The organism is Muribaculum sp. An289 (assembly GCF_002159555.1).
In the GTDB taxonomy this organism is placed as follows: domain Bacteria; phylum Bacteroidota; class Bacteroidia; order Bacteroidales; family UBA932; genus Merdivivens; species Merdivivens faecigallinarum.
Window position 1 is genome coordinate 100,650 of sequence record NZ_NFIV01000006.1, and the last position, 24,612, is coordinate 125,261.

The following is a 24,612-nucleotide window of genomic DNA, read 5'->3' on the forward strand; positions in this document are numbered from 1 at the left end:
CCGGTCGCCAATGCCTGATTTTTTACAATTTTTATGGCAGCCAGAAATCTTCAACCAAGCCCTTGGCATTTGTCACATATCGTGCCAATGTGAAAAGATAATCCGACAACCTGTTAATATATTTTACCGTTTTCCGGACATCCTCTCCCTGCTGTCCTCCGATGGCGATGGAAGACCTCTCGCACCTGCGGCAGACAGTTCTGGCGACGTGGCACAGGGCCGCCTCCCTCGGTCCCGAAGGAAGCACGAAGGCCTTCTGTTCAGGAATCGTCTGTGTCATTTTGTCAATCTGCCCTTCGATCCAGGCGATATCCTCTTCCGGGAAAGCCGGCAGCGGTTTCGACGAATCCTCGGCCGCTATATGTGCCGAACCGTTCATCAGCGCGCATTGTATCCGCCGCAGTTCATAATCATGTTCCGGCAGCCCGGCGCGCAGAAGCCCGATCCATGAAATAAGCTCGTCGATATCGCCGTAAGCCATCACCCGCGGATGGTTTTTCGGAACCCTTTTTCCGCCGACGAGGGACGTTTTCCCCTCATCTCCGGTTTTAGTATAAATCTTCATATTTTCGTCCGTTTTCCAATTCTGTGCAAAAATTCAATCCAACCGCCAAAAATAAACATTAATATGAAAAAGTGTTTATGAAAATTTAATTAATTTTGCGGCTCTTTGGAAAATGAAAATAAAGGGCCAAATAATTCAAGACAATGGCATACAGGAAAATAGAAAGCTACGACGAAGAAACGACCGCAAAACTGGCGGAACATTATAAGGCCATCCTCGAACTGATAGGGGAGGACCCTTCCCGTGAGGGCCTGCTGAAAACCCCCGAAAGGGTCGCGAAGGCCATACAGTTCCTGACGAACGGATATCTCCAGGACGGACGTGAAATCCTCATGGGGGCCTTGTTTGAAGAAAAATACAGCCAGATGGTTCTGGTAAAGGATATCGAGCTCTATTCTACCTGCGAACACCACATGCTTCCCTTCATAGGCAAGGCCCATGTGGCATACATCCCGAACGGCAGGATAACCGGTCTCAGCAAGATTGCCCGCGTGGTCGAATGTTATGCCCGTCGTCTCCAGGTCCAGGAAAGGCTTACTACCCAGATACTTGAATGCATAGATTCCACGCTCAAGCCCCTCGGGACGGCAGTCGTAATAGAGGCCGCCCATACCTGCATGAGGCTCAGGGGAGTACAGAAGGAACACTCGCTTACAACAACCTCGGCCTTTTCAGGAGCCTTCCTCAAGGACCCCCGCACGAGGGAGGAATTCATGCACCTTATAGGCCAGAAGCTGGATTGATTCCCTCTGCCCCCGGCAACTCTGCGCTGTCAGGCCTGTTCCGGCCAGCCGTAATGGGAGGCGACATATTCCCTCATCAGCCGTAAGGCGGCTTCCTTGTCGTTTTCGATGGTTCCGTCGAGAATCGCATTCTTGACGTGCTCCTTTATCTCTCCGATTTCGGGACCGGGGGCTATGCCGTATGTGGTCATTATGATTTCCCCGGTAACCGGGTTCTTGAAATTGCGGATGGCATCCTTTGCTTCGACTTCGGCGAGTTTTTCCCTTACCAGGGCGAAATTGTTTTTCAACATCTTGACCTTCCGCGGGTTCTTGGACGTTATGTCTGCCTCGCAGAGTTCCATAAGGTCGTCTATGTCGTCCCCGGCATCGAAAAGAAGCCTCCTGACGGCCGAATCCGTAACCTCGTCGGTGACAAGGGCTATCGGCCTCAGATGGAGCGCTACGAGTTTCTGGACATATTTCATCTTCTCGTTCAGGGGCATGTGCAGGTTCTTGAATATCCCCGGCACCATCTTGGCCCCTACGGTGTCATGGGCGTGGAATGTCCAGCCGATTTTCGGGTCGTACCGTTTCGTGACGGCCTTACCCACGTCGTGCAACAGGCCGGCCCATCTCAGCCACAGGCCCGAGTCCGGGTTGTTGCGGCAGATATTGTCCACGACTTCCAATGTATGCCGGAAGTTGTCCTTGTGACCGTGTCCGTCTATGTTCTCGACTTTCTTGAGCCGTGTCAGTTCCGGAAGTATCTTTTCGAGCAGTTCCGTTTCGTCCAAAAGGAGGAATCCCTTGGACGGGCTCTCGCAGGAAAGTATCTTGTGCAGTTCTTCGGCTATCCTCTCCCTGGAAAGTATGTCCAGCCTGTCCTTGTTCTTCTTTATGGATTCGAGGGATTCGGGCACTATCGTAAAACCGAACCTCGTGGCGAAACGTATGGCCCTTATCATGCGCAGAGGGTCGTCGCTGTAAGTGGTGTCGGGATCGAGGGGGGTGCGGATTATGCCGCCGGCAAGGTCCCTGATGCCCCCGAAGGGATCTATCAGTTCTCCGAAATTGTCCCTGCACAGGCTGAAAGCCATGGCGTTTATGGTGAAATCCCTCCTCAGCTGGTCGTCTTCGAGTGTCCCGTTCTCCACTATCGGCTTCCTCGATTCACGGTGGTACGACTCCTTTCTGGCCCCTACGAATTCGAGCTCTATGTCTTTATAACGTACCATTGCCGTCCCGAAATTCTTGAAAACCGAGATTTTCGAATGCACGGCGGCCCCTACGGCTTCGGCCAGTTCGATGCCGCTGCCTTCCACCACTATGTCTATATCCTTGCAGGGTATGTGAAGGAACGAATCCCTGACATAGCCTCCGATGACGAAACTCCTTACGCCGAGTTTTGCGGCGCATTCCGAAACAATCCCGAAAACCGGATTGTCAAGATATCCTGAACCTATCGTTGTCATATAATCCCTTTCTGTCCTGCTGCCGCAACCATCTCCTCGTATGCCGGCAGCCTGTCCATATAACCGTATGGCGCCCCTTCTCCCGATGCCCGTTTGAAAAAGAACGTTTTCTTCCCGTTGGTGATGCAGATGTAAGGGACTCCGACGGCCATGTCATATCTGAGCGCCTGTTCCAGGACATCCCCGTCGAGCCTTACCGAAGGCTCCTTGCATTCGACTATGCAGACTTCCCTCAATTTTCTGTCATACACTATGATATCGGCCCTCAACGATTTTCCTCCGATATGCAGCTGCACTTCGCTCATCATGTGGGTGAGCGGGACACCTGCCGTTTTATGGAGCACGCCTATGAACCACTGCCTTACCTGCTCCTCCGGGGTCAGTCTGACGAATTTTTTCCTCAACGGATCGAAAATATCCTCCATATCCTATGGATTTTGGCTCACAAAGGTACAAATTTTCTTAACTTTACGGGGTTTATTGCAATCGAAGTTAAAAATTGGTTTATGGCAAAGGGTACAGGCAATACGGAAAACGTCTTCAATTCGGTCTCGTCCGACATCAGGGCCGGGCATTTCGCCCCGGTATATCTGTTGATGGGAGAGGAGCAGTATTATATCGATAAAATATACGGCATGCTGATGGACAATGTCCTGACGGAAACGGAAGAGGACTTCAATCTGACCGTTTTCTACGGGGCGGACGTTACCGGGGCCGACATAGCGAACGCGGCCTCGCGCTATCCGATGATGGCCGAACGGCAGTTGGTGGCCGTGAGGGAGGCCCAGTCCGTAAAGAAACTCGACGACCTCCTTTCATATGTGGCTTCCCCCCTCGATACCACGGTGCTGGTGCTCTGTTACATGGGCAAGAGCATGGACAAGCGCACCTCTTTATATAAGGAGATACTGAAAAAAGGTGTCGTTCTGGAGTCCCAGCCGGTCAGGGAGTATGAACTGCCGAGGTGGATTTCATCCTATTTTTCCTCCGAGGGTTTCAGCATCCAGCCACCGGCGGCAGCCCTTCTTGCCGAATATTCGGGAGCGGAACTGAGCAAAATTGCCGTGGAAGGTGATAAAATCATAAAAAGCCTCGAAGAAGGCAGGAAGGAGATACGGGTCGAGGACATCGAGCAGAATGTAGGGATTACCCGCCAGTTCAGTGTTTTCGAACTTACCAAGGCCCTTTCATACAGGGATTCGGCAAAGGCGTTCCATATCGCCGCATATCTCGGGAACTCTCCCAATTTCGCACTTCCGGCGGCAGTGAACGCGCTTTTCCTGCATTTTTACAGAATCCTGAAATACGAAGCCCTGCTTAAAAGGAACCCGCAGGCCTCCGCCCAGGACAGGGCAAGGGAGATAGGCATAAATCCTTATTTCCTACAGGAATACGATATTGCCGCCAAGTCTTTCCCCGTAAGGAAATGCATGGCGGCGATAGCCGAAATCGAGGAGTATGACTACAAAAGCAAGGGTGGAGATGCCGGTGAGGCTTCGTCCGGAGAACTTTTGATGGAACTGGTTTCCAGACTCCTCGCTATATGAGTTTCCTGAGGATTACCCCCTTCGAATTTTCCTCGTTCCAGAGCCAGTAAGTGTCCCCAGAGTTGAGGCTGACAACCATGTCGAGCTCCTCCTCGTTCATTTTTCCGTCCTTGAACCATTTGAGGGCCACCTTCCGGGTCGCGCCGACCTTCCCGATGCCGCCTTCGATTACCGCCTCGACATATTGCGACTGCGTATCGGTCATTATCCTGTATCTGCCGTCGGTAGTCGATGAAATCTGGCAGCTGTCGGCCACGAATTCGATTACGTAATTTCCCGATGAAACAAGGCCGGGTGAAGCCATTTCGGTGAATGCTTTCTGTGTCTCCGTCATTTTCAGGTCTTTCTGGCATGAAAACAAAACGAGTCCGGAGACGAGCAGACTGAAAATTATAATGATTTTCTTCATAATTATTAAAATATTTGTTGTTTTTATTTTTTGTCGTTTTCTTCTTCCGCTTCAGGAACATGTATGGTCGTGGCCACCCGTTCCTTCCTTCCGTCAGGATAGGTGATGATGGCACTCAGTTCCCGGTTGCCTTCGAATGCTATCACGAATTTGTCCGGGACCGTTATTATGTAGTCGCCGAGATACCAGTCGATTTTGCAGTCGCTGCTTTCGAGGTTTATGAGTTCCAGTTTTATCGTATTGCCCATTACGAGGGCGCTCCTGTTTATGAAAATATAAGGAAAATCGCTGTTCTGCTCGAAAGTAGTAAAATCAATGGAGTACTTCTCGCCTTCGATTCCGTTCTTGTCGTACCAGATGGTCACGGTGTATTCGGTGTCCACGGTCAGGTCCATGTAAGAAACCGTGTTCCCCTCGGCCTCCTGCTCGGATACGGTATCCCCGTCCTTGTACGAGAGGTTTACGAAGGCGACGGCCTCTTCATCGGTCTTGTCCGTCTCCCATGACAGCATTACATTGCAGCCGGCTACCGTTATGCTGTGTTTCGTTATGGTCGGGAGGTCGAGCGCGTCCGCATCGAGCAGCTGGAAGACTACGTTGTCTTCCGACATGCGTATGCCGTACAGCTGGTATCCGACTCTTTCTCCGCTCCAGCACACATAGTCTTCATGCGTTTCGGAAGAACAGTGCGTTATGGCCATCGGCCCGGGGAAGAAAATGTCCGCAGGGTTATTCTTGTCTGCCGGGTACGATGCCTCTATGAGGTCGGCGCACTGGTGCAGAGGATAACTGTTCACTTCATTGTAAAGCCATCTTTCGCTGGCGGTGACCGGCCGTCCGTAATTGTATGAAGTCCCGGCATCGTTTTCCGATTTGTCGATATGGTAGACCAGCATTCCGGAGGCCGGTATGTAGGCATCCCAGCCCTCTTTTTTCCTGCATTCCACTATGAAGTATTCGTTTTCCGTATCGCTTTCTATCCTGATGAATTCATTTGAAACGTTGACAGGGGCAAGGCTCTGTTCCCCGGTGGACAATTCCCTTGGAGAAGCTATTTCGAGCATTTCCCTTTCGAAAGCATTGTAATTCGGAGGGGTGTTTCCGTTGTTGTTGTATGACCCCGAATCCATGATGGAAGTGGAGCCCCACAGGGCATCGGCCGTGGCCATTCCGTCGTAGTTGTAGCTTGTATCGTAGGCGTCCGACAGTCCGAGAATGTGGCTGAACTCATGGCAGAACGTCCCTATGGCCGTGAATCTCGACCCGTTCCCCGCTACCATCAGCTCAGATGTGCAGGCATATCTCGAAATCCTCACCCCGTCAAGGTACAGCTCCGGATTGTAGTAGTCCACAACGTATGCATGGGACCAGATATTGTCCGGATACAGGGCAGGATTCTGGGCCTCGTCATTCCCGGCGAAGAACATGAAAACGAAATCGCAGACTCCGTCTCCGTCGCTGTCATACTGGCTGAAGTCGACTTCCGCATCCAGTCCCTCGCAGGCTTCCGCCACAAGTTCCGCGGGCGCTTTGTCGTTCCCCGAGTCATCGTTCCCGCCATAGTAGGCATATCCGTTTTTGGCAGTGTACGGGCCGTAGACATCGAACTGGAAATCCGCCAGCTCTCCGAACTGTGCCTTGAAGTAGTCCTTCGCGGAACCGTCAGCCCCGTTTTCCGAATATCCTTCCGAGTTCAGCAGCGAATTGAAACGGTCCTTGTCCCCTTCCGTAAACGCCAGGTCGGGGAACTCGACAAGGATGACCGCCGCCTTGACCATGCCGCGGCCGGCAGTTCCCGCACGCGGGGTCATGTCCGCCCTTCTCCTTTCGTAGATGCTGACGGCATCGTAGTATGCCCTCCTCTTGCTTCTCGCGTTTTCCTGCAATTGCGCGTATGGGATATTCCGGGCTGCGGCGACTATCTCCTTCGGGGTATTTTCCCCGCCAACAGCGTATTCCGTCACCGTCCTTTTCCCGTTTTCATAAATCACATATCTCAGGTAGCCGTCCGCACAAAGTGTCACCGCCGCACCGTCCTCGGTCGTCGTTATCTTGTAAAATTCATCGCCTGTAAAACGCACTGTCACGCACTTTCCGTCCGGTTGCGTTATCGTTGTGCTGCCGCTTCTTACAGGCGAGGCGCCGGCATGCAACGTACCTAATCCGGACAAGAGGACGAAGAATAGGATTTTCAAACGTTTTATCATATCCGTAAAAATTTTCTTATTTTTGACGGTTAATTTTAAAAATTCGATTGGCAAATATAATAATAATTATGATTAAACAGTTTGCGGAAAAATTATTCGTTGCGGTCATGGCGGCTTTCAGTTTGCCGCTTTTTGCCCAGAATGAAGTGAATCCCGTCAAAGATAATGACAGAAAGCTGGTAGAAGACATAGAGAAGGCGGGAAAATTCGATTTCTGGACTTTGAGGGTGATGGAAGAATCGGCGATCATCGGAGGCGATACGGCGTATCTGTATGAACCTTCCCTTGCAAACGATACCATTTCGGGACGGCAGGCATATATGAATCCGGACGGCTGTGTGTGGAGGACCTCCAACGTCTATGCCGATGTCGTGGGAGTGGTGAAGACAAGCACGAGCGTGTTTCCCGAAAGGAGGGGGGACGGCTATTGCGCCCGTCTGGAAACCTATTTCGAAGAACTGAAGGTCTTCGGACTGCTTAACATGGAGGTGACCGTGCAGGGCTCGATTTTTCTCGGAAGGCTTCCCGAACCGATACGCAATACGAGCAATCCCCAGGGAAAGCTCCTTTTCGGCTTCCCTTTTACTTCAAGGCCCTCTGCCCTTCAACTGGATTATAAGGCCATAGTAGGGAATGAGGCAGTCAAGGCCACGGGATTTTCCAAAAAGAAACCGTTGGGATATGCCGATTATGCAGACATAGTAATGATGCTCCAGTACAGATGGGAGGATGAGGAAGGCAACGTGTATGCCAAAAGGGTAGGGACGGCCTACGAACGGATTACCGAAAGCGTGACCGAGTGGCAGAACGGACATACCGTGCCTGTGAAATACGGCGACATTACATCCGACCCCGGTTACGAGCCTTATATGGGCCTTATCAAGGAAGAGGTTTCCAATTACACACTCAACAGCAAAGGCAAGTCCGTGCCTGTCCATGAAGTGGGCTGGGCGGAACCTGGCACCGAACCGAACTTCCTCATAATCCGTTTCTCGTCGAGTTACGGGGTTGCCTTCAGCGGCGGAATCGGCAACAAATTCTGGATTGACAATGTGAAACTTGTCTTCTGAGAAGGCTTTCAGGATTCAGGGCAAAAAGAAGAGGCCTTGCCGGTGATGGCAGGGCCTCCTCTTTAGTGGATGGTCAATTTACTTCGAAGCTTCAACGGATGCTTTTCTGAAATCTTTCATCAATTTGCTGATGTTGAGGGCTGCTTTGCGTGCCCTTGTGCCGGCTGCCTTGTTCCCTTTTTCAACCTGTGCGTCGGCATTAGCGATGAAAGCATCGATTTCAGCCTTGATTTGATTTACAAGCTCTTTCATGAAATTAAAGTTAATGTGTTATACAATATGGTTAAATAGCAATTGTCTACAAAAATAGCAAAAAAAATCATTAAATATCAAAGAGTACGGTATTTTTTGCCGTATTCGAGCATCTGTCCGAGAAAATCATCGGTATATTCGACCCTGTAATCGATGGTTTCCCCGTTTTCGATGACAGGTACTATTTCAGGATTCACGAATCCCCCGTAAGGTTTGAGCCCGAGGGAGGCGTACCTTTCCCTGACTTCCTTGTGCAGAGCCGGATCTATGTGTATGGCATAGCGCTCTATCAGAGCTTTCCCCGCTTCATAGTCGCCTTCAGATTTGATTCTCTGTATCTCGGCAAGCAATTCCCCGAAAAGTCCGCGGAGTTTCACATAGTCGTTAATGATGAAATATGTCTTGCCGTCCCTTGTCCTTTTCTCGATGACATTGTCCGCAAGCCCCTTTTCGTAGCACCATTCGGAAATGAGTTTCCTGTTCTGCATGTGTGCCTCGGTATTCGGCCTTCCCGGTTCCACCCTTGAGAACTGTACGCAAATCCCGTTCCTGATATATGTCAGGTACTGTGCCTTGTACGCTTCCATGTCGGGAAGCAGCCCGAGTTCTACCATCTTATCGTCTCCCATGTAATAAAGGGCGAAAAGGTCGGCCCTTGCCTCTTCGAGGGCGGAGGCGTATTCCCCGAGCGCATTGGAAGACACTCCAGGAAGAAGCTGCCCTGAACCGTGCCCGAGGCATTCGTGGAGGTCGGTGTGCAATTCATCGGTATATGATGAGTATTTTTTGATTAAGGCGACTTCGTCCTCGTCCCAAGCGAATTCGGAAGTGGTGCTTTTCGGCGCTTCTTCAGCCGATTTGTTGTATGCGTGCGTGATGTTGGCTATCGTCACCGATTTGGAGCCGTGCTCTTTCCTTATCCAGTCCGCATTCGGGAGGTTTATTCCTATCGGGGTGGACGGGAAGCAGTCGCCTCCGAGGGTTGTCGCGTCTATGACCTTTGCCGATATCCCCTTGACCTCCTTTTTCTTGAATCTGGGGTCCACTGGCGAATTGTCTTCGAACCACTGTGCGTTTTCGCTTATGGTCTCGGTCCTTTTGGACGCTTCCGCATCCCGGATGTTCACTATGGATTCCCACGTGCCCTTCATTCCGAGAGGGTCGTTGTAGGTCTCTACGAAGCCGTTCACGAAGTCTATTTCCGAAAGAGTGTCCCTTACCCAGGCGATATTGTATTCGTCCCACGTCCTGAGGTCTCCGGTACGGTAATAGCTGATGAGCAGGTCTATGCATTCTTTCTGCATTTCGTTTTCTGCAAATCCGGATGCAAGCTCAAGCTCTTCCACTATCTTTTCTATCGCTTTACCGTACAGACCTCCTATCCGGTAGGTGTCTTCCTTTATTTTCCCGTCTTCCCTGACGAGCCGGCTGTTCAGACCGTAGGAAACAGGGGCCGGGTCATCGGGGTTCTCCATGGCGGAGTAGAACCTTTCGGCTTCCCTGCGTGTCACGTCCTCATAGAAGTTGACCGCTGAGGCGGAGAGTATGTCCTTGTCCCCGTCCGTGTATTTCCTTTGCGCGTAGATTTCGGGGTCATATATAATATTAAGGAGTTTTTCACCGTTGTCCGTATTCCCGGCTTCCGCAACCAGCATGGAAAAATACTCCCTTCCGCATTCCGGGACAATCTTGTCTTCGGCATAATGGTGGTGTATGCCGTTGCTGAAGAACACCCTCTTGGCATAGGTCTCGAATTTTTTCCATTCTTCCGTCTCCCTGTCTCCCTGATAGTCTTCGATTATGGCTTCGAGCAGATGCCTGATTTCGAGGTTGTACTTGCAGTTCTGATCCCAAAGGATGTCTCTTCCGTATTTCGCGGCTTCCCCGAGATGGTAGAGGAGGCTTTTCTGGCGGAATGTGAGGGAATCCCATCCAGGTATCCTGTATCTCATTATCTTAATGTCCGCGAATTCGTCCACGGTATAGCGGAAGCCGTCTTCCGCTGTTTTCCGCCCGCCATCGCATCCTGTCAGCATGGCGGATAGTCCCAATGTGTACACAAGCAATTTTTTAAAATTCATGTTTTATGTTTTTATTCACGTTTGTCCTCTATAGCCGCTTTCAGCTTTCTGACTGCCTTGAGGGCGAGTGCCGCCCAGTCCACCGATGACATTATACTGCGGACTGCCAGATATGCAAGGTTGGACGGGGAGTAGAAATCCTTGGCCTTTCCGTACTGTTCCCCGAGCTTCTTCTCCTTCCGCTCTATCTCATCCTTCAAATTGCCGATGGAAGCCGTCAGCTCATCGTAGTTCTTTATGTCGGCGTATCTATTCATTGTTGTCGTAAAACAGTTTGATGAATAATCTCACGAACGTATTCCTGAAAAGTTTCTTCCTGAAAGCGAAAAGCACCGCTGCGGCGATGCAGAATATGCCGGCGACGATGAAGGCTCCGGCGGCGTAGCTTCCGATTTCCTCTCCGATGACGAGTATGCAGCCGAATGCGGCTGTAATTACTGCCGTCATTACGGTTATGAGAAGGACAAGCATGCCGAAAAACCTTCCCAGGACGGTAGACAGGTCCTTCACCGTCCTGAGCTTTATCTTTTGCAGTCTAAGTTCCGCATATTCTGCCGCTTCCTTTGACAGGTCTTCGGCAGGTTTTGTGAAATCTTCCATGCCTTACATCTTTTCGAGGGTCCTTTCCAGGGCGTCCAGCCTTTCGAGGATGCGCTCCCTTACGTCTTCCTTGAGCTCGTTGCCGCTTTCTTTCAGGCTTTCCTTCAACGCCTTGGCGGCTTCAAGCCCTTCTTCGGCCTTCCGGCTTATCTTTGCGCGTGTTTCGCTGCCTTTGTCCGGTGCGAAGAGCAGCGCCACGACGGCGCCTGCTGCGGCACCGGCGAGAAATGCGAATATCGGGTTCTTGTCCATGACGATAATTTTTTATGATGATGAAAGCAAAGATAACATTTTAGCCGGAAAAATACTATATTTGCTCCCAAATAAATGGATTATGAGGAACTTTTTCATATTCATGGCCGCCGTGCTGTCTTCCCTGCTTGTCTTTTCCTGCGAGGAAGAGTCTCCCTATCCTCCTTACAAGGGGTCGGGGCGCGTGGTAGTCGTATATATTTCAGCGAATAACAACCTTTCGAATTATGACGATGCCGAATTCGGCGTGTCCTATGCCGATACGAACTATGTGGCCATGCTGGAAGGCTATCTTCCGGCCCAGGGTTCCGGTGAGCGCCTGCTCGTGTTTTTCCATACCGTAGACGATTCCCCGAGACTCGTGGAGCTTTCAAGGGACCGCAAGGGCAATCCTGTCGAAACCGTTGTCAGGACATTCGATGTAGAGTCTTCCTCTACGGCGGAATGTGTGGGCAGTGTGCTTTCATACGTGAAGGAGTCCTATCCTTCGGACAATTACGGTCTCATCCTGTGGTCGCATTCTACAGGCTGGCTGCCTGAGGGCTATTATGAGAACGGGGCCCCGTCTGGCTATGCCAATCCGGCCGACGCCCCGACATCGCCGATGAACCACATGGACGTTTACGGGAATGCCATAGTAAAGATGGCCGGGCCGGGTATTTCCCCATCGAGTTTCGGCAATGACAAATATACCGGTGAGGAGATAGACATCATAGACCTTGCGGCGGCAATCCCGATGCATCTTGACTTCCTTATTTTCGACAGCTGTCTTATGGGCTGTGTCGAAGTCGCCTACCAGTTCCGCGGAGTGACGGATTATTTTCTCGCTTCCCCGACCGAAGTGCTCGCGAACGGTTTTCCTTACACCCACATCATGGAGCCGCTTTTCAAATATTCCACCGAGTCGGCGCTGAAGGAAGTGGCGGATTTGTATTTCCATTATTATGCCGATAGCAACGCCCCTTATGCGACGGTTTCGGTGGTGGATTGCTCGCGCCTTGACGGCCTGGCTTCGGCATGCAGGGCGATATACGAGGAGAACAGGTACAAGGTGCCGGATCTGGACCTTGGGGCGATTCAGCCTTATTTCAGGATGAACAAGCACTGGTTCTATGATTTGGGCGATTTCGTGGAAAATCTGGAGCCGTCCGCGACCTTGATGGCGGATTTCCGCTCGGCAATGGACCGTGCAGTGATTTTCAAGGAAAATACGGAGCGTTTCATCAGTTTCGAAATAACCGATTTCAGCGGGCTCAGTACTTATATCCAGAAGCCCGAGGAACCGTATCTTGACGAATATTACCGCGGTCTCGACTGGAATATTGCAACCAGGATGATTGCGGAATAAAAAAAATCGCTATATTTGCAGCCCCATAAAAAGCCGTCGGGCTTTTTGGTGCAATGGGGCCCGTGGAAACGGGCTGAGTAACACATTTTTAAATTTTTAATTACATGAAACAGGTTACATTAAAAGGTACAGGCCGTACTATCGGCAAGAAATCGGACGTGAAGGCTTTGCGCAGGTCAAAACTCGTCCCATGCGTTTATTATGGAAACGGTGTGGAGAACACGATGTTCACAGTGACACTGAAAGACCTTGAGCAGCTTATAAACACTCCTAATTCCTATATCATCGAACTCGACATCGATGGGAAGAAACAGCTTGCGGTATTGCATGCGATACAGTTCCATCCTGTGACCGACATGCCTTTGCATGTGGATTTCCTTGCCATCAGGGAAGACAGGCCGGTTGTCATAAACGTTCCTCTTTCGATTACCGGAAACTCCATCGGAGTACGTCAGGGCGGTAAGCTCATGGTATCTTCAAGGAAGCTTAAAGTCAGCGGCATGATCAAGGATCTTCCTGACAGGCTCGACGTGGATGTTACAGAACTTAATATAGGCAAGCAGATTGTTGCCGGCGACCTCCATTATGACAATATACAGATTGTGTCTCCTAAGGCTACCATTATCTGTTCTGTCAGAATGACCAGGGCGGCAGCAGCCGCAGCTGCTGCTGAATAACGGCGGGCCTATCGTCCTGATTTGCCATGGGAATGAATTATCTTGTCACAGGTCTTGGCAATATTGGCGGCGAATATGCGAATACCCGTCATAATATGGGTTTTATGGTGTTGGATGCCTGGGCTCAGGCGTCCAACATTTCTTTTTCATCCGAAAGGTACGGGGCAGTCGCCCAGCTGAGGCTGAACGGCAATTCGGTTACTTTGCTGAAACCTTCCACTTACATGAACCTCAGCGGAAAGGCCGTAAGGTATTGGCTCGACCGCCTGAAAGTCCCGGTTTCGAACCTTCTCGTGATTTCCGATGACCTGAATCTTCCTTACGGTACGATCCGGATGCGCAAGAACGGCAGCTCGGGGGGACATAACGGGCTGGAAAACATCAATCAGCTGATAGGCACTACCGAATATGCGCGTCTGAGGATGGGAATCGGCCATGATTTCGGCCGTGGCGGCCAGGTGGATTTCGTCCTCGGAGAGCTGGACGAAATGGAGAAAAAAGAACTGCCCGAGTTGCTCGGGCGTTCCATCGAAGCCGTAAAGGCCTTTATAACAATCGGTCCTGACAGGGCCATGTCCCTTTTCAATTCCAAAAGGAAGGAGCCTCAATAGTCTTCTTCCTCATCGTCTTCTTCACCGTAGACATCTTCCGAGTCGAAGAAATACCTGTCCCAGAGGTCGTCCATTTCCCTTCTTTCCTTTTTCGTCGGACGTCCTGTGCCGCGTTCCCTTTTCAGGAAAAAAGTCTCGATCGGGCGGCGGAGTTTTTCAAGTTCCTCCTGTGGCGTGATGTTTTCGGCGTACTCGGGGACAAGTTTCGCCCCTATTCTCTTTTCTATCGTATTTATCACCCGGAAGGTGAATGTGACTTCATTTTTCCTGACGGTTATTACATCTCCCGGTTTTACTGATTTGGAGGGTTTCGCATCCCCGCCGTTTATATGTACCTTGTTGCCTTTGCAGGCATCGGTGGCATCCGCCCTCGTCTTGTAGACCCTGATGGCCCAAAGGTATTTGTCTATCCTTACTTCCGCCATTTGTCCCAAACGTTTTTATCCTTGTTCAGTGTAGCTGTCATGCTCCTCCCTTTCGCGGAGTTTTGCCGAGATAAGGGTGCAGCCCTGTTTCCCGGCCTTTATCGTGAGGGCTGTCGCGGCGGCCGGTATTACGACGGCTTCCCCCTTCTTCACCCTGCATGTGGCTGAATCGCTGTACGGTTCCATGGTGAATCCGGCATCGCCTTCCGTGCACAGGAATACCGATACGCTGTCTTCCTCTTCGAGGCCGGTGCTCCTTGTTCCTTCCGGTGCAAGCCTGATGCATTCTATGGTAGATTCGTCAGAGTCGCTTACGATGCCTTCCTTCCGGGAGATGCAGTCGGCCGGGTTGGTCCGTTCGAGCCGGATGAAATCCATGGACTCTCCGATATGGGCTATCCTTTCTTCGGCGGTCCCTTTCCCGTCATACAGATTGAAGGCTATGAGGGACGGCTCCTCTATGATTCCTGCGAGTATTTTCCCTTCGGCGCAATGGGCCATTCCGGCAGGTATCTCTATCATGTCGCCTTTTTCGGGCCTTATCCTGTGCATGCTTTCCTTGATGGTGCCGTCAAGGCATCTGTCGAAAAGCTCGGTCGCGCTCAGATCCCTGTTGAAGCCTATGTATATGGCGGCATCCCGGTCCGCTTCCATTATGTACCAGAACTCTTTTTTTCCGAGGGCATCGTATCTTTCGAATGCCGTGCGGTCGTCCGGGTGTACATGTACCGGCAGGCTTCCTTGGATATCCACGGTCTTTACGAGGAGGGGGAACTGTGTCCCGAAATACTGGCTCGGATTGTCCCCGATAAGGTCTTCCATATAGGTCTCCGTAATCTCTTCCAGCGTATTTCCCGCAAGGAAGCCGTTTGCCGCAATGCTTTCCCCGCATTCCCCGAGGTCGGCCACCTCGTAACTTTCCCCTACGGGAGTTTCCGGTGAAAGCATGCATTCATTCCCGTCCTCGTCCTTTACCTTGAAGGTCTTCCCGAGTTTGTCGAATAATGCTGTGCCTCCCCATTCCCGTTCTACTGGAACGGGACCGAATTTTAATGGATAAAGTTTCATCTTCTTTTAATTACGCTCATTCCTTTCCAACTGTTTGCCAGGGCAATGATGCAAAGTACGAGCACTAATGCGCAGCCGCCGATGACATACCAGTAGACGTTCCCCGGTATCAGGTTCCTGAACGTGTCCGAAGCCGAAAGCATCGGGAAATTCCAGGATATGAGCAGGGAAAGGAAATTGTTGGTAAAATGCATGAGGATAGTCAGTTTCAATGAGCCTGTCTTGTAGTAGACCCATCCCATCAGTATGCCTATCAGGAATGCCGGTATGGCCTGGAACGGGTTGAGATGGATTACCGCGAAAATAAGCGACGACCAGAAAATGGCCATGAACACGGATGTGTGTTTCAGCAGGCCCCTCAGTATGATTCCCCTGCAAAGCAGTTCTTCGAGCAACGGGGCAAGGATTGCCACGCTGATTATTGCAGTGGCCTTAGGCCCGTTGATAAGGGCGTCCAGGGACTGTTTCACCCAGTCCCACGGTTCCGGCATGATGCTGTTTATCGGATCGATGACCATCGATGAGCATACAATCATCAATGCAACGAGAAGTGCGGACAGCACCCAGCCTGCCTTTCCGAAAGAGTTGTTGTCTATCGGAATGTTCCTCGAAGAATGTATGCTGTTCTTCAGCATGGACTTCTTTCCCATGTTTATGGCATAGAGGATAGGGAACAGCATCATTATCAGGTATGCAACAGGTGAAAAATAGTCGTTTATGAACTGTTCCGGTGGGATAATCGGCGTGAAAAGGGCCGACAGGGCGAATGTGACGGCGGAGCTTACGAGATTGCCCGCAAGCAGAAGCAGTACGAGTATCCAGCTTTGTCCCAGTCCGGGCAGGTAATATGAAAGTTTCTTGAACATTTCTTTAAGGATATTATGTTTTCAATCTGTTATTCGGAAGTAGTACTGGCTGTTATTCGGAAGCACTGGCGTTGAAAAGCGGGGAAGGGTAGAGCCCTTTGTCCGTCAACTCCTTGAATTTGGCGACAGCCATCGGCCTGTCTTCCTTGAATGTGACCCCGAACCATTCGCACGGGGTTTCCAGTACCTTGCAGGTCGCTTTTCCGCTGTGGATGAGCCTGTCGATTACCGTAGGTATGTAGAATTCCGATTTCAGCTCGCCGCCCTTTTCCTTCAGGAAGTCCCTGAACATTTCTTCGCTTTCTTCGAAATAATCCGGAGTGAAGCCCCACATGTTCATCGACACCAATGTCGAATCGGGATATGCCCTGTCTTCTTCTCCGGTCGGATGTCCTGTAATGTTTCCGTCGCTCTTCCTCGACAGCTCGTGGTTTTCAACGACACCGCTCAGGAAGCCTTCGGTGTCGGTCCGGCAGATTCCTCTTGATACTCCTCCCGAAGGCGAGAGCGTGTTGGCCAGCCTGAACCCTACCATGGAATATCTGTCTTTTCCGCATTCCGGCGAGCGGAGCCAGTCCCCCAATATTTTGAATGATTCTTTTCCATAATAGTCGTCGCCGTTGATTACCGCAAACGGAGTGTCTATGGTGTCTTTTGCCATAAGCACGGCATGTGCAGTACCCCATGGCTTTACCCTTTCGCTGTTGAACGTGAAGCCGTCCGGAATTTTGCCGAGTTCCTGTGTGACGAAGCCGAATTCCACTTTTTCTCCGTCAGGAGTCCTCGCACCGGCATATTTCCGGCGTACTTCCCTTTCGAATTCGTCCCTGAAAGATTCCCTTACGATATAGACGACTTTGCCGAAACCGGCTTTTACAGCATCGTAAACCGAATAGTCGATGATGGTCTCCCCGGCGGGGCCGATAGGGTCCATCTGTTTCAGTCCTCCGTACCGGCTGCCCATTCCTGCCGCCAATACAAGTAATGTGGGTCTCATATTTTTCTTCTTTTATTCAATGATTACGCAAAAATAATTAAATTTGCATTATTATGAGAAAATTACTTGAAAAATGGAAGTGGCTTTGGGGGTCGGACCGCACGAAATATTATGCGGTGACGGCCGTTTTCGTCCTGTCCGTTTTTTTCTTTTCGGAAAACAATGTCATCCGTTGGATAAACACCAGATTTGAAATCTCCCGTCAGGAGGAAATCATCTCGGAATACCGCAAAAACATAAAGGAGGCCGGCCGCCGGCTTGAAGCGCTCGGCTCCGACCTCGATACTCTTGAGACTTTCGCCCGGGAGGATTTCTATTTTCATGAACCCGGCGAGGACGTTTTCGTCTGCATGCCGGAGTGAAGGCGGACTTCCGGAATCGGGTTTTACCGGAATCCTCAGATGCCCGTATAGTTCATCGGGGTTATTGCGTGCAGCTCTTCCTTGACCCTGTCATCCACATCGAGCGAATCTATGAATGCCGCTATGCTTTCCTGCGATATGTGGCCGCCAGTCCTCGTCAACGCTTTCAAGGCTTCGTAAGGATTCGGGTATGCCTCGCGGCGCAGAACGGTCTGGATGGCTTCGGCCACGACGGCCCAGTTGTTTTCCAGGTCGCGGTCTATCGCCTCCCTGTTCAGCAGCAGTTTGCCGAGACCTTTCAGTATGGATTCGAAGGCTATGAGCGAATGGCCGAAAGGTACGCCTATGTTCCTCAGCACCGTAGAGTCGGTAAGGTCGCGCTGCAACCGTGAAACAGGCAGTTTCATGGACAGGTGGGTGAATATTGCGTCGGCCATTCCGAGATTGCCTTCCGCGTTTTCGAAGTCTATCGGATTCACTTTGTGCGGCATGGCCGAAGAACCCACTTCCCCCTTTATGACACGCTGTCTGAAATATTCCATGGAGATATAAGTCCAGATATCCCGGCAAAGGTCTATGAGGATTGTGTTGAATCTCCTGAAGGCATCGAAAATGGCCGCAAGATTGTCGTAGTGCTCGATTTGGGTCGTAGGACAGGAGCGTTTCAGCCCGAGCCCCGCCACGAAGCTGTCGGCGAATGTCTTCCAGTCCCTGTCCGGAAACGCAACCTTGTGCGCGTTCATGTTTCCGGTGGCCCCTCCGAATTTTGCCGGTACCGGAATCGATTCAAGCTGTGACTTTTGTTCCCTGAGCCTTGCCACGAAAACCTCGATTTCCTTTCCGAGCCGTGTCGGGGACGCCGGTTGCCCGTGTGTCCTTGCAAGCATCGGGATGTCCTTCCATTCATCGGCCCTTTCCTGTAGCTCCCTTATGATTTCGTCCATCTTCGGATAAATGATATCGTGCAGCGCTTCCTTGACGGACAGCGGTGTGGCCGTGTTGTTTATGTCCTGGGAAGTCAGCCCGAAATGTACGAATTCAGAATATCTTTCCAGTCCGGCCTCCCTGAATTTTTCCTTGATAAAATATTCGACAGCCTTGACGTCATGGTTTGTCGTCTTCTCTATCTCCTTGATTCTTCCGGCATCTTCTATCGTGAAGCCGGTATATGCCTTTCTCAGTTCTTCGGCGTTTTCCATCCCTTCGAGCTGGCTTAGCCCGAACTTGGTCAGGGATATGAAATATTCGATTTCCACTTTTACGCGGTTCCTGATGAGGGCGAATTCGCTGAAGTACTCTCTGAGCGGTGCGGTTTTTCCGGCATATCTTCCGTCTATCGGGGAGACGGCCGTCAATGGATTAAGTGTCATCATTATTAAATAAGGTATTTGCAGGGCGCTAAATTACTAAAAAATTCTCATCGTCCGTAAAGTTTTCCATATATAGTCCTGCATTGTACCGCTTCCGCCACATCGTGTACCCTCAATATGTCTGCTCCTCTGATCAGAGCTTCGAGGTGCAGGGCTTGGGTCGCGGGCAGGGCTTCTTCCGGGGAGATACCGAATAATCTGTATATCATGCTTTTCCGGGATATTCCTACGAGGACCTGTTTCCCGGTGGCCTCTTTTATCCTGTCTATGCCGTGGAGAAGGCTGTAATTCTGGTCTATGGTCTTCGCGAATCCGAATCCCGGGTCCACTATGCATTCTTTGATTCCTGCCGCCTCGATTTTCGGAAGGAGTTCTCTGAAGTAAGCGGCTATATCTTCGGTAACGTCCCCGTAGTCGCACTGCCCGGCCATCGTTTCGGGAGTCCCCCTCATGTGCATGGCCACGTATGTAAGTCCGAGACGGCCTGCGGTGCCGAGCATTTCCGGGTCGGCTGTCCCGGCGGATATGTCATTGACGATGTGCTTGCCTATGCAGTCATAGGTTTTCACGACTATCCCCGAGCGGAAAGTGTCTATCGACAGGGGTACCGACGGAAATTCTTTCCGTATGGCGGTGATTGCCGGGTACAGTCTTTCCCATTCGGTCTTTTCGTCCACGCTTTTGGCGCCGGGCCTTGTGGAGCATCCCCCGATGTCCAGTATGTCGGCTCCCTGGGAAACCAGTTTTCCCGCTCTTTCTACGGCCGAGGCCGCATCTGGGCATCTGCTTTCAGGAAAATACGAATCCCAGGTGACATTTATGATGCCCATTATCTTGATATTTCTTGCCATTATTTTTAATTTTGCGTAATCATAATCGTACAAAAATATAATTTTTTAAGATATGTTGATAGTTATCGAAGGTCTCGACGGTTCGGGAAAATCCACACAGGTAAGGAAATTGAAGGAATACATAGCCCGGTCGGGACGTGCTCTCGAATATATACATTTCCCCCGTTTCGATACCCCTTTGTACGGAGACCTTCTGGCCCGTTTCCTCAGAGGCGAGCTTGGTTCGATAGACAGGGTGCATCCGCGGTTGGTGGCCCTTCTGTTCGCCGAGGACAGGAATGCTGCCGCCCCGTCGATAAGGGAGGCCCTTGCGGCTGGCAGGACGGTTCTGCTGGACCGTTACGTATATTCCAATATAGCCTTCCAGTGTGCGAAATTGGAAGACAAGGCGGAACGGGATGAGCTGAGGGACTGGATTTTCGATACGGAGTACCGTCATTTCGGGATTCCCGTTCCGGACGTGAACATTTTCCTCGATGTCCCGGTCGATTTCGTGTCGGAAAAATTGGGGGCTTCGCGAAAGGGGAGCGACCGCGAATATCTGGCCGGCAAGAGGGATATCCACGAGGCCGATATCGATTTTCAGAGAAGGGTCAGGAAAATCTATCTGGAGCAGTGCGGGGCGGACGATACTTTCATAAGGGTCGATTGTTCGGATTCTTCCGGAAGGATGCTGCCGCCGGATGTCATTTTCGGCAAAATACTTTCAGTCCTTTCAAGAAAAAACGGGTAGGCCATGAGAAGGTTTTCAATTCTGTGTTCGTATGTTGCCGGACTGGCCTTTATCGTATCCGGCTTTTTCAAGCTTTTGGACCCCATAGGGACGGGATTCATAATGGAGGAATATTTCAGATTCCTTCATCTGGGTTTTCTCCGGGGGATTGCAGTCGCCGCCGGCATAGCGGTTTCCGCCGTAGAATTCATTCTGGGCGGATTGTTGGTGATACGTTTCAAGATGCGCTTCACCGCAGTCGCCGCTCTGGTGATGATGGCATTCTACATGCTGCTGACACTTTTTCTCGCAATCTTCAATCCTCCAATGGATTGCGGCTGTTTCGGGGAGGCCGTGCACCTTACCCATTTGCAGACTTTCATAAAGAACATAGTGCTCGGCCTGATTTGCCTCCCACCGTTTTTCAAAAGGGATTCGATAGAATATACCTGCCGCAAATGGCATGTCGTCTACAGGCTCGTCCTGCTTGCCATTCCGGTCATAGGCCTTCCGTTGCAGTCCCTGCTTTACCGTCCGTTTCTGGATTTTACCGACTACAAGCCTTCTACGGTCTTATCGGACGGCGTTTCTGGGCAGGCCGATTACTCGTCGGCCATGAGTTTCGTTTATGAAAAGGGAGGGGAGAGGCGTTCTTTCGGCCTCGACAATCTTCCGGATTCCACCTGGACCTATGTCGAAACGGTAACTGTCCCGGTCGAAGACCAGGGTGATGACGGCATGCCTCTGCCGTTGAGGGATGAAGAAGGAAAATATGTCTCCGATTTGTTCGCTCATGAAAAGACGATGCTCATATCCGTGTATGACCCTGCCGCATTCGATATGGACGACTGGATGACCGTGAAGATTTTCGGTGATTCGGTTTCGGCCGCCGGCATGTCGGTGATTGTCGCGCTTGCCGCGACGGAGGAGGAGGGGCGCAGGATTTCGGAAATGATACGGTATCCGGTCTGCTACAGCGATTACAAGACCCTGATTACCTTGAACCGTTCAAACGGTGGATTCACATACGTGGCCAATCTTTCATATCCTACGATTGTAGGAAAGTGGGCTTATCGTCTCATGGAAACCGGGGCCCCGGCCATGATAGCCGTGGAAGATCCCGATGTGATGTTAATGCATGCGACGATACGCCGGAATTCGTTCATGCGTATCGTCGCCCTTGCATATATAGTCCTGATGATAGTCTGATGTCTGACCGGGAAACGGCTTCTAAAGCGTGCGCTTGATTTCCACTATCTGGTATGCCTCGATGATGTCGCCTACCTTTACATCGTTGTAGCCGTTGATGTTGAGGCCGCAGTCATATCCGGCCATGACTTCCTTGACATCGTCCTTGAAACGTTTCAGTGAACCGAGTTCCCCTGTATATACTACGATGCCGTCCCGGATTACCCGTACCTTTGCCGTGCGGGTGAGTTTTCCTTCCTTGACCATGCATCCTGCAATGGTTCCGACTTTCGAAATCTTGAATATTTCACGGACTTCGGCAGTCGCCGTAACCTCTTCTTTCTCTACAGGTGCGAGCATACCCTCTATACCGCTCTTGATTTCGTTTATGGCGTCATAGATGACAGAGTAAAGCCTGATTTCTATTTCCTCTTTTTCTGCCAGCTTCCTTGCGTTGGCGGAAGGACGTACCTGGAATCCTATGATGATGGCATTCGAGGCGGCGGCAAGCAGGACATCCGATTCGGAAATCTGGCCTACGGCCTTGTGTATTACGTTCACGCGCACCTCTTCGGTCGAAAGCTTGAGCAATGAATCGGAAAGGGCCTCGATGGAACCGTCCACGTCACCTTTTACTATGATGTTGAGTTCCTTGAAGTTTCCGATTGCTATCCTTCTTCCGATTTCTTCGAGAGTGATATGTTTCTGGGTCTTTATCCCCTGTATCCTCAGGAGCTGCTCCCTCTTGTTGGCTATGTCCCTCGCTTCCTTTTCGTCATCGAGGACGTTGAAATTCTCGCCGGCCGTAGGGGCTCCGTTGAGTCCCAGTACGGAAACAGGTGTCGACGGACCGGCTGTCTGGACTTTCTGTCCCCTTTCATTGAACATGGCCTTGACCCTTCCGGTATAGCTGCCGCTCAGCATTATGTCGCCTACGTGCAGGGTGCCTCCCTGGACGAGTATTGTCGCGAGATAACCGCGCCCCTTGTCGAGGGACGATTCGATGATGGTACCGACAGCCTTTTTGTTGGGATTGGCCTTCAGGTCGAGCAATTCGGCTTCGAGCAGGACTTTGTCGAGCAGTTTGTCCACATTTATGCCTTTCTTCGCCGAAATCTCCTGGCACTGGTATTTTCCTCCCCAGTCCTCGACGAGTATGTTCATGTTGGCAAGCTGTTCCCTTATCTTTTCCGGATTCGCTCCCGGCTTGTCTATCTTGTTTATTGCGAATATCATAGGGACTCCGGCGGCCTGGGCGTGGTTTATCGCCTCTATCGTCTGCGGCATGATGGCATCGTCCGCCGCGATGATTATGATGGCGAGGTCGGTAATTTTCGCTCCGCGGGCACGCATGGCGGTGAAGGCCTCGTGTCCCGGGGTGTCGAGGAAGGTTATTTTCCTTCCGTCCGGAAGTTCGACGTTGTATGCGCCGATATGCTGCGTGATGCCTCCGGCCTCTCCGGCTATGACATTGGATTTCCTTATGTAGTCAAGGAGGGATGTCTTTCCGTGGTCGACATGTCCCATGACGGTTATGATAGGAGGACGTGGAACGAGGTCTTCTTCCTTGTCCACTTCCTGTTCGATTGCCTGATTGACTTCCGCCGTTACGAATTCGACTTCATATCCGAATTCTTCGGCAACGAGCACAAGCGCTTCGGCATCGAGCCTCTGGTTTATGGAAACCATGAGTCCGAGGTTCATGCACGCTTCGATGACTTTCGTTACAGGGACATTCATCAGGGTGGAGAGGTCGTTTACGGTTACGAATTCCGTAACTTTCAGGATTTTGCTCTCCATCTCCGTCCTTTCGATTTCCTCCTGGAGCTTCTGGGATACATGCTCGCGTTTTTCCTTGCGGTGCTTGGACCCCTTGGTCTTGCCTCTGCTCTCGGTCATCTTGGCGTATGTTTCCTTGATTTGCTTCTGGATAGCGTCTTCGTCTATCTCTACGGTTGCGGCAGGTTTGAACTTTTCGTTCTTCTTCTTGTTGCCTCCGCCGTTCTGGAATGCCTGCTTTCCGCCTTTCGGTTGCTGGGAACCGTTGCGTTTGACGTTTTCCCCTTCCTTGGTTATGTCCACTTTCTGGTTTGCAGGCGAAACGCCCTTGTGGATTCTTTCGCGCTTGGACTTGTTCTTGTTTTTCTTGTCGCTTTTCTTTTCGAATTGCGACAGGTCTATCTTGTCTATGATTTTAGGCCCAGGGAGCCTTTCGATTCCTTCCTTGATGCCTGTCGCAGCAGGTTTGCTTTCGGTTGCCGGTGCTGCGGTTTCGGCGGCAGGCTGCTGTTTTGCGGCATTTTCAGGCTCTCCTGTCGCCTGAGGGCTTTCCTTATGCGTTTCCTCTGCCTTGACAGCCGTTTCCTTCACCTTCTCAGGGGCAGGGACCGGTTTTGCCTCTTCTTTTTCTTTACGCGGCTTTTTTACGTTCCCCTTTTCGTCGAGTTCTATTTTACCGAGTATTTTGAGCTGGCTGCCGGCCGTATTGGCCTGTTGCCCGGATGCCTTCTCTTCGGCAGGGGCAGGGGCGGCAGTCTCGTTTTGCGGAATATTGCTGGCAGGTTCGTTTTTCTCGGGAGCGGCAGGGGCATTCGACTTGTTCTCGATAATAGTCGTGCGCACCATCAGGGTTTCTTCTTCGGTCTCCTCGGTGTCTTCGAGGCTGTCCTTCTTTACCTTGTCGGTGATTTCCTTTATTTTTGTCGCTACTTTCTTCGATTGTTCCTTGATGTCGTGCTCTCCCTTGAATGCGTTTTCAATCAGGGGAATTGCGCCGGAAGGCACCCATGCGTTGGGTGTCTGTTCCATTTCAAAGCCTTTTTCCCTGAGAAAATCCACCAAGGTCTGTAACCCGATGTTGTACCTTTTCAAAATCTTGCTCGCTCTTACATCTCCCTGTTCTGCCATATCTTGATTCCGCTGTTTAATTGTTGGTTAGCTTTCTTTGTTGTCAATAG

26 protein-coding genes are annotated in these 24,612 nt (G+C 51.1%); 9 read left to right on the plus strand and 17 right to left on the minus strand.

The window, feature by feature from the left end; genetic code table 11:
• Positions 1–31: 31 nt before the first annotated feature.
• Complete coding sequence (locus B5F83_RS06425) at positions 32–565, minus strand: cob(I)yrinic acid a,c-diamide adenosyltransferase (RefSeq protein WP_087278961.1); 534 nt, start codon at positions 563–565, stop codon at positions 32–34.
• Positions 566–708: 143 nt separating this feature from the next.
• Between B5F83_RS06425 and folE the strand changes: the two genes are divergently transcribed.
• Entirely contained in the window at positions 709–1,308 is a 600-nt protein-coding gene (folE, locus tag B5F83_RS06430) for a GTP cyclohydrolase I FolE (RefSeq protein ID WP_087278958.1), read from the plus strand.
• Between the two features lie 29 nt (positions 1,309–1,337).
• On the opposite strand, the gene B5F83_RS06435 is transcribed toward folE, so the two are convergent.
• Together B5F83_RS06435 and B5F83_RS06440 are read right to left on the minus strand one after the other, a co-directional pair.
• Entirely contained in the window at positions 1,338–2,762 is a 1,425-nt protein-coding gene (locus tag B5F83_RS06435) for an HD domain-containing protein (RefSeq protein ID WP_087278955.1), read from the minus strand.
• Positions 2,759–3,187: a type I restriction enzyme HsdR N-terminal domain-containing protein gene (locus tag B5F83_RS06440; RefSeq protein ID WP_087279001.1), complete on the minus strand. Its 429-nt coding sequence runs from the start codon at positions 3,185–3,187 to the stop codon at positions 2,759–2,761. Before B5F83_RS06440 ends, B5F83_RS06435 begins: the two co-directional genes overlap by 4 nt.
• Before the next feature lie 81 nt (positions 3,188–3,268).
• Between B5F83_RS06440 and holA the strand changes: the two genes are divergently transcribed.
• The gene (holA, locus tag B5F83_RS06445; protein WP_158094173.1) at positions 3,269–4,309 is read left to right on the plus strand and encodes a DNA polymerase III subunit delta; all 1,041 of its coding nucleotides are present in this window, start codon (positions 3,269–3,271) and stop codon (positions 4,307–4,309) included.
• Here the strand turns inward: holA and B5F83_RS06450 are convergent.
• Together B5F83_RS06450 and B5F83_RS06455 are read right to left on the minus strand one after the other, a co-directional pair.
• Entirely contained in the window at positions 4,302–4,718 is a 417-nt protein-coding gene (locus tag B5F83_RS06450) for a hypothetical protein (protein WP_087278950.1), read from the minus strand. The two genes, holA and B5F83_RS06450, sit on opposite strands and share 8 nt — an antisense overlap.
• A 23-nt stretch (positions 4,719–4,741) precedes the next feature.
• Complete coding sequence (locus tag B5F83_RS06455; RefSeq protein ID WP_087278948.1) at positions 4,742–6,925, minus strand: M6 family metalloprotease domain-containing protein; 2,184 nt, start codon at positions 6,923–6,925, stop codon at positions 4,742–4,744.
• A 68-nt stretch (positions 6,926–6,993) separates the two neighbouring features.
• Between B5F83_RS06455 and B5F83_RS06460 the strand changes: the two genes are divergently transcribed.
• A complete protein-coding gene (locus B5F83_RS06460) occupies positions 6,994–7,995 on the plus strand; it encodes a PCMD domain-containing protein (protein WP_087278998.1) in 1,002 nt (333 codons plus the stop codon).
• 78 nt (positions 7,996–8,073) lie between these two features.
• Here B5F83_RS06460 and B5F83_RS06465 read toward each other — a convergent pair whose 3' ends face one another.
• From B5F83_RS06465 to B5F83_RS06485, 5 genes are all read right to left on the minus strand, one after another.
• Complete coding sequence (locus B5F83_RS06465) at positions 8,074–8,247, minus strand: histone H1 (RefSeq protein ID WP_087278945.1); 174 nt, start codon at positions 8,245–8,247, stop codon at positions 8,074–8,076.
• A gap of 77 nt (positions 8,248–8,324) precedes the next feature.
• The gene (locus tag B5F83_RS06470) at positions 8,325–10,328 is read right to left on the minus strand and encodes a dihydrofolate reductase (RefSeq protein ID WP_087278943.1); all 2,004 of its coding nucleotides are present in this window, start codon (positions 10,326–10,328) and stop codon (positions 8,325–8,327) included.
• 11 nt (positions 10,329–10,339) lie between these two features.
• Positions 10,340–10,585 (minus strand): hypothetical protein, encoded by a 246-nt coding sequence (locus B5F83_RS06475; protein ID WP_087278940.1) that lies wholly within the window; start codon positions 10,583–10,585, stop codon positions 10,340–10,342.
• Complete coding sequence (locus B5F83_RS06480) at positions 10,578–10,928, minus strand: hypothetical protein (protein WP_087278937.1); 351 nt, start codon at positions 10,926–10,928, stop codon at positions 10,578–10,580. The genes B5F83_RS06475 and B5F83_RS06480 overlap by 8 nt, the downstream gene beginning before the upstream one ends.
• A gap of 3 nt (positions 10,929–10,931) precedes the next feature.
• Positions 10,932–11,180: a YtxH domain-containing protein gene (locus B5F83_RS06485; protein ID WP_087278934.1), complete on the minus strand. Its 249-nt coding sequence runs from the start codon at positions 11,178–11,180 to the stop codon at positions 10,932–10,934.
• Positions 11,181–11,262: 82 nt separating this feature from the next.
• Here B5F83_RS06485 and B5F83_RS06490 point away from each other — a divergent pair, with 82 nt between their 5' ends.
• The 3 genes from B5F83_RS06490 to pth all read left to right on the plus strand — a co-directional run bounded on the left by B5F83_RS06490 (position 11,263) and on the right by pth (position 13,816).
• Positions 11,263–12,528, plus strand: coding sequence for a clostripain-related cysteine peptidase (locus tag B5F83_RS06490; protein WP_158094174.1), 1,266 nt, complete (start codon positions 11,263–11,265; stop codon positions 12,526–12,528).
• A 104-nt stretch (positions 12,529–12,632) separates the two neighbouring features.
• Positions 12,633–13,205: a 50S ribosomal protein L25 gene (locus B5F83_RS06495; RefSeq protein ID WP_087278928.1), complete on the plus strand. Its 573-nt coding sequence runs from the start codon at positions 12,633–12,635 to the stop codon at positions 13,203–13,205.
• A gap of 32 nt (positions 13,206–13,237) precedes the next feature.
• A complete protein-coding gene (pth, locus tag B5F83_RS06500; protein WP_087278995.1) occupies positions 13,238–13,816 on the plus strand; it encodes an aminoacyl-tRNA hydrolase in 579 nt (192 codons plus the stop codon).
• Here pth and B5F83_RS06505 read toward each other — a convergent pair.
• From B5F83_RS06505 to B5F83_RS06520, 4 genes are read right to left on the minus strand one after another with little or no spacing between them, the layout of a single operon-like run.
• The gene (locus tag B5F83_RS06505; RefSeq protein ID WP_087278925.1) at positions 13,810–14,241 is read right to left on the minus strand and encodes an RNA-binding S4 domain-containing protein; all 432 of its coding nucleotides are present in this window, start codon (positions 14,239–14,241) and stop codon (positions 13,810–13,812) included. The genes pth and B5F83_RS06505 overlap by 7 nt on opposite strands.
• A gap of 15 nt (positions 14,242–14,256) precedes the next feature.
• Positions 14,257–15,309 (minus strand): class I mannose-6-phosphate isomerase, encoded by a 1,053-nt coding sequence (locus tag B5F83_RS06510; RefSeq protein WP_087278922.1) that lies wholly within the window; start codon positions 15,307–15,309, stop codon positions 14,257–14,259.
• The gene (locus tag B5F83_RS06515) at positions 15,306–16,175 is read right to left on the minus strand and encodes a CPBP family intramembrane glutamic endopeptidase (protein ID WP_087278919.1); all 870 of its coding nucleotides are present in this window, start codon (positions 16,173–16,175) and stop codon (positions 15,306–15,308) included. Before B5F83_RS06515 ends, B5F83_RS06510 begins: the two co-directional genes overlap by 4 nt.
• A 52-nt stretch (positions 16,176–16,227) precedes the next feature.
• Entirely contained in the window at positions 16,228–17,172 is a 945-nt protein-coding gene (locus B5F83_RS06520; RefSeq protein WP_087278916.1) for a sugar phosphate nucleotidyltransferase, read from the minus strand.
• 53 nt (positions 17,173–17,225) lie between these two features.
• Between B5F83_RS06520 and B5F83_RS06525 the strand changes: the two genes are divergently transcribed.
• Entirely contained in the window at positions 17,226–17,534 is a 309-nt protein-coding gene (locus tag B5F83_RS06525; protein ID WP_087278913.1) for a septum formation initiator family protein, read from the plus strand.
• A 35-nt stretch (positions 17,535–17,569) separates the two neighbouring features.
• Here the strand turns inward: B5F83_RS06525 and purB are convergent, their stop codons facing one another.
• Positions 17,570–18,904: an adenylosuccinate lyase gene (purB, locus tag B5F83_RS06530; protein WP_087278992.1), complete on the minus strand. Its 1,335-nt coding sequence runs from the start codon at positions 18,902–18,904 to the stop codon at positions 17,570–17,572.
• Positions 18,905–18,951: 47 nt separating this feature from the next.
• Positions 18,952–19,755: a dihydropteroate synthase gene (gene folP, locus B5F83_RS06535; RefSeq protein WP_087278911.1), complete on the minus strand. Its 804-nt coding sequence runs from the start codon at positions 19,753–19,755 to the stop codon at positions 18,952–18,954.
• Between the two features lie 52 nt (positions 19,756–19,807).
• Here folP and tmk point away from each other — a divergent pair, with 52 nt between their 5' ends.
• Positions 19,808–20,488, plus strand: coding sequence for a dTMP kinase (gene tmk, locus B5F83_RS06540; protein WP_087278907.1), 681 nt, complete (start codon positions 19,808–19,810; stop codon positions 20,486–20,488).
• Positions 20,489–20,491: 3 nt separating this feature from the next.
• A complete protein-coding gene (locus tag B5F83_RS06545) occupies positions 20,492–21,676 on the plus strand; it encodes a DoxX family protein (protein ID WP_087278904.1) in 1,185 nt (394 codons plus the stop codon).
• A 21-nt stretch (positions 21,677–21,697) separates the two neighbouring features.
• Here the strand turns inward: B5F83_RS06545 and infB are convergent, their stop codons facing one another.
• Complete coding sequence (gene infB, locus B5F83_RS06550; protein WP_087278901.1) at positions 21,698–24,562, minus strand: translation initiation factor IF-2; 2,865 nt, start codon at positions 24,560–24,562, stop codon at positions 21,698–21,700.
• Between the last annotated feature and the right edge of the window lie 50 nt (positions 24,563–24,612).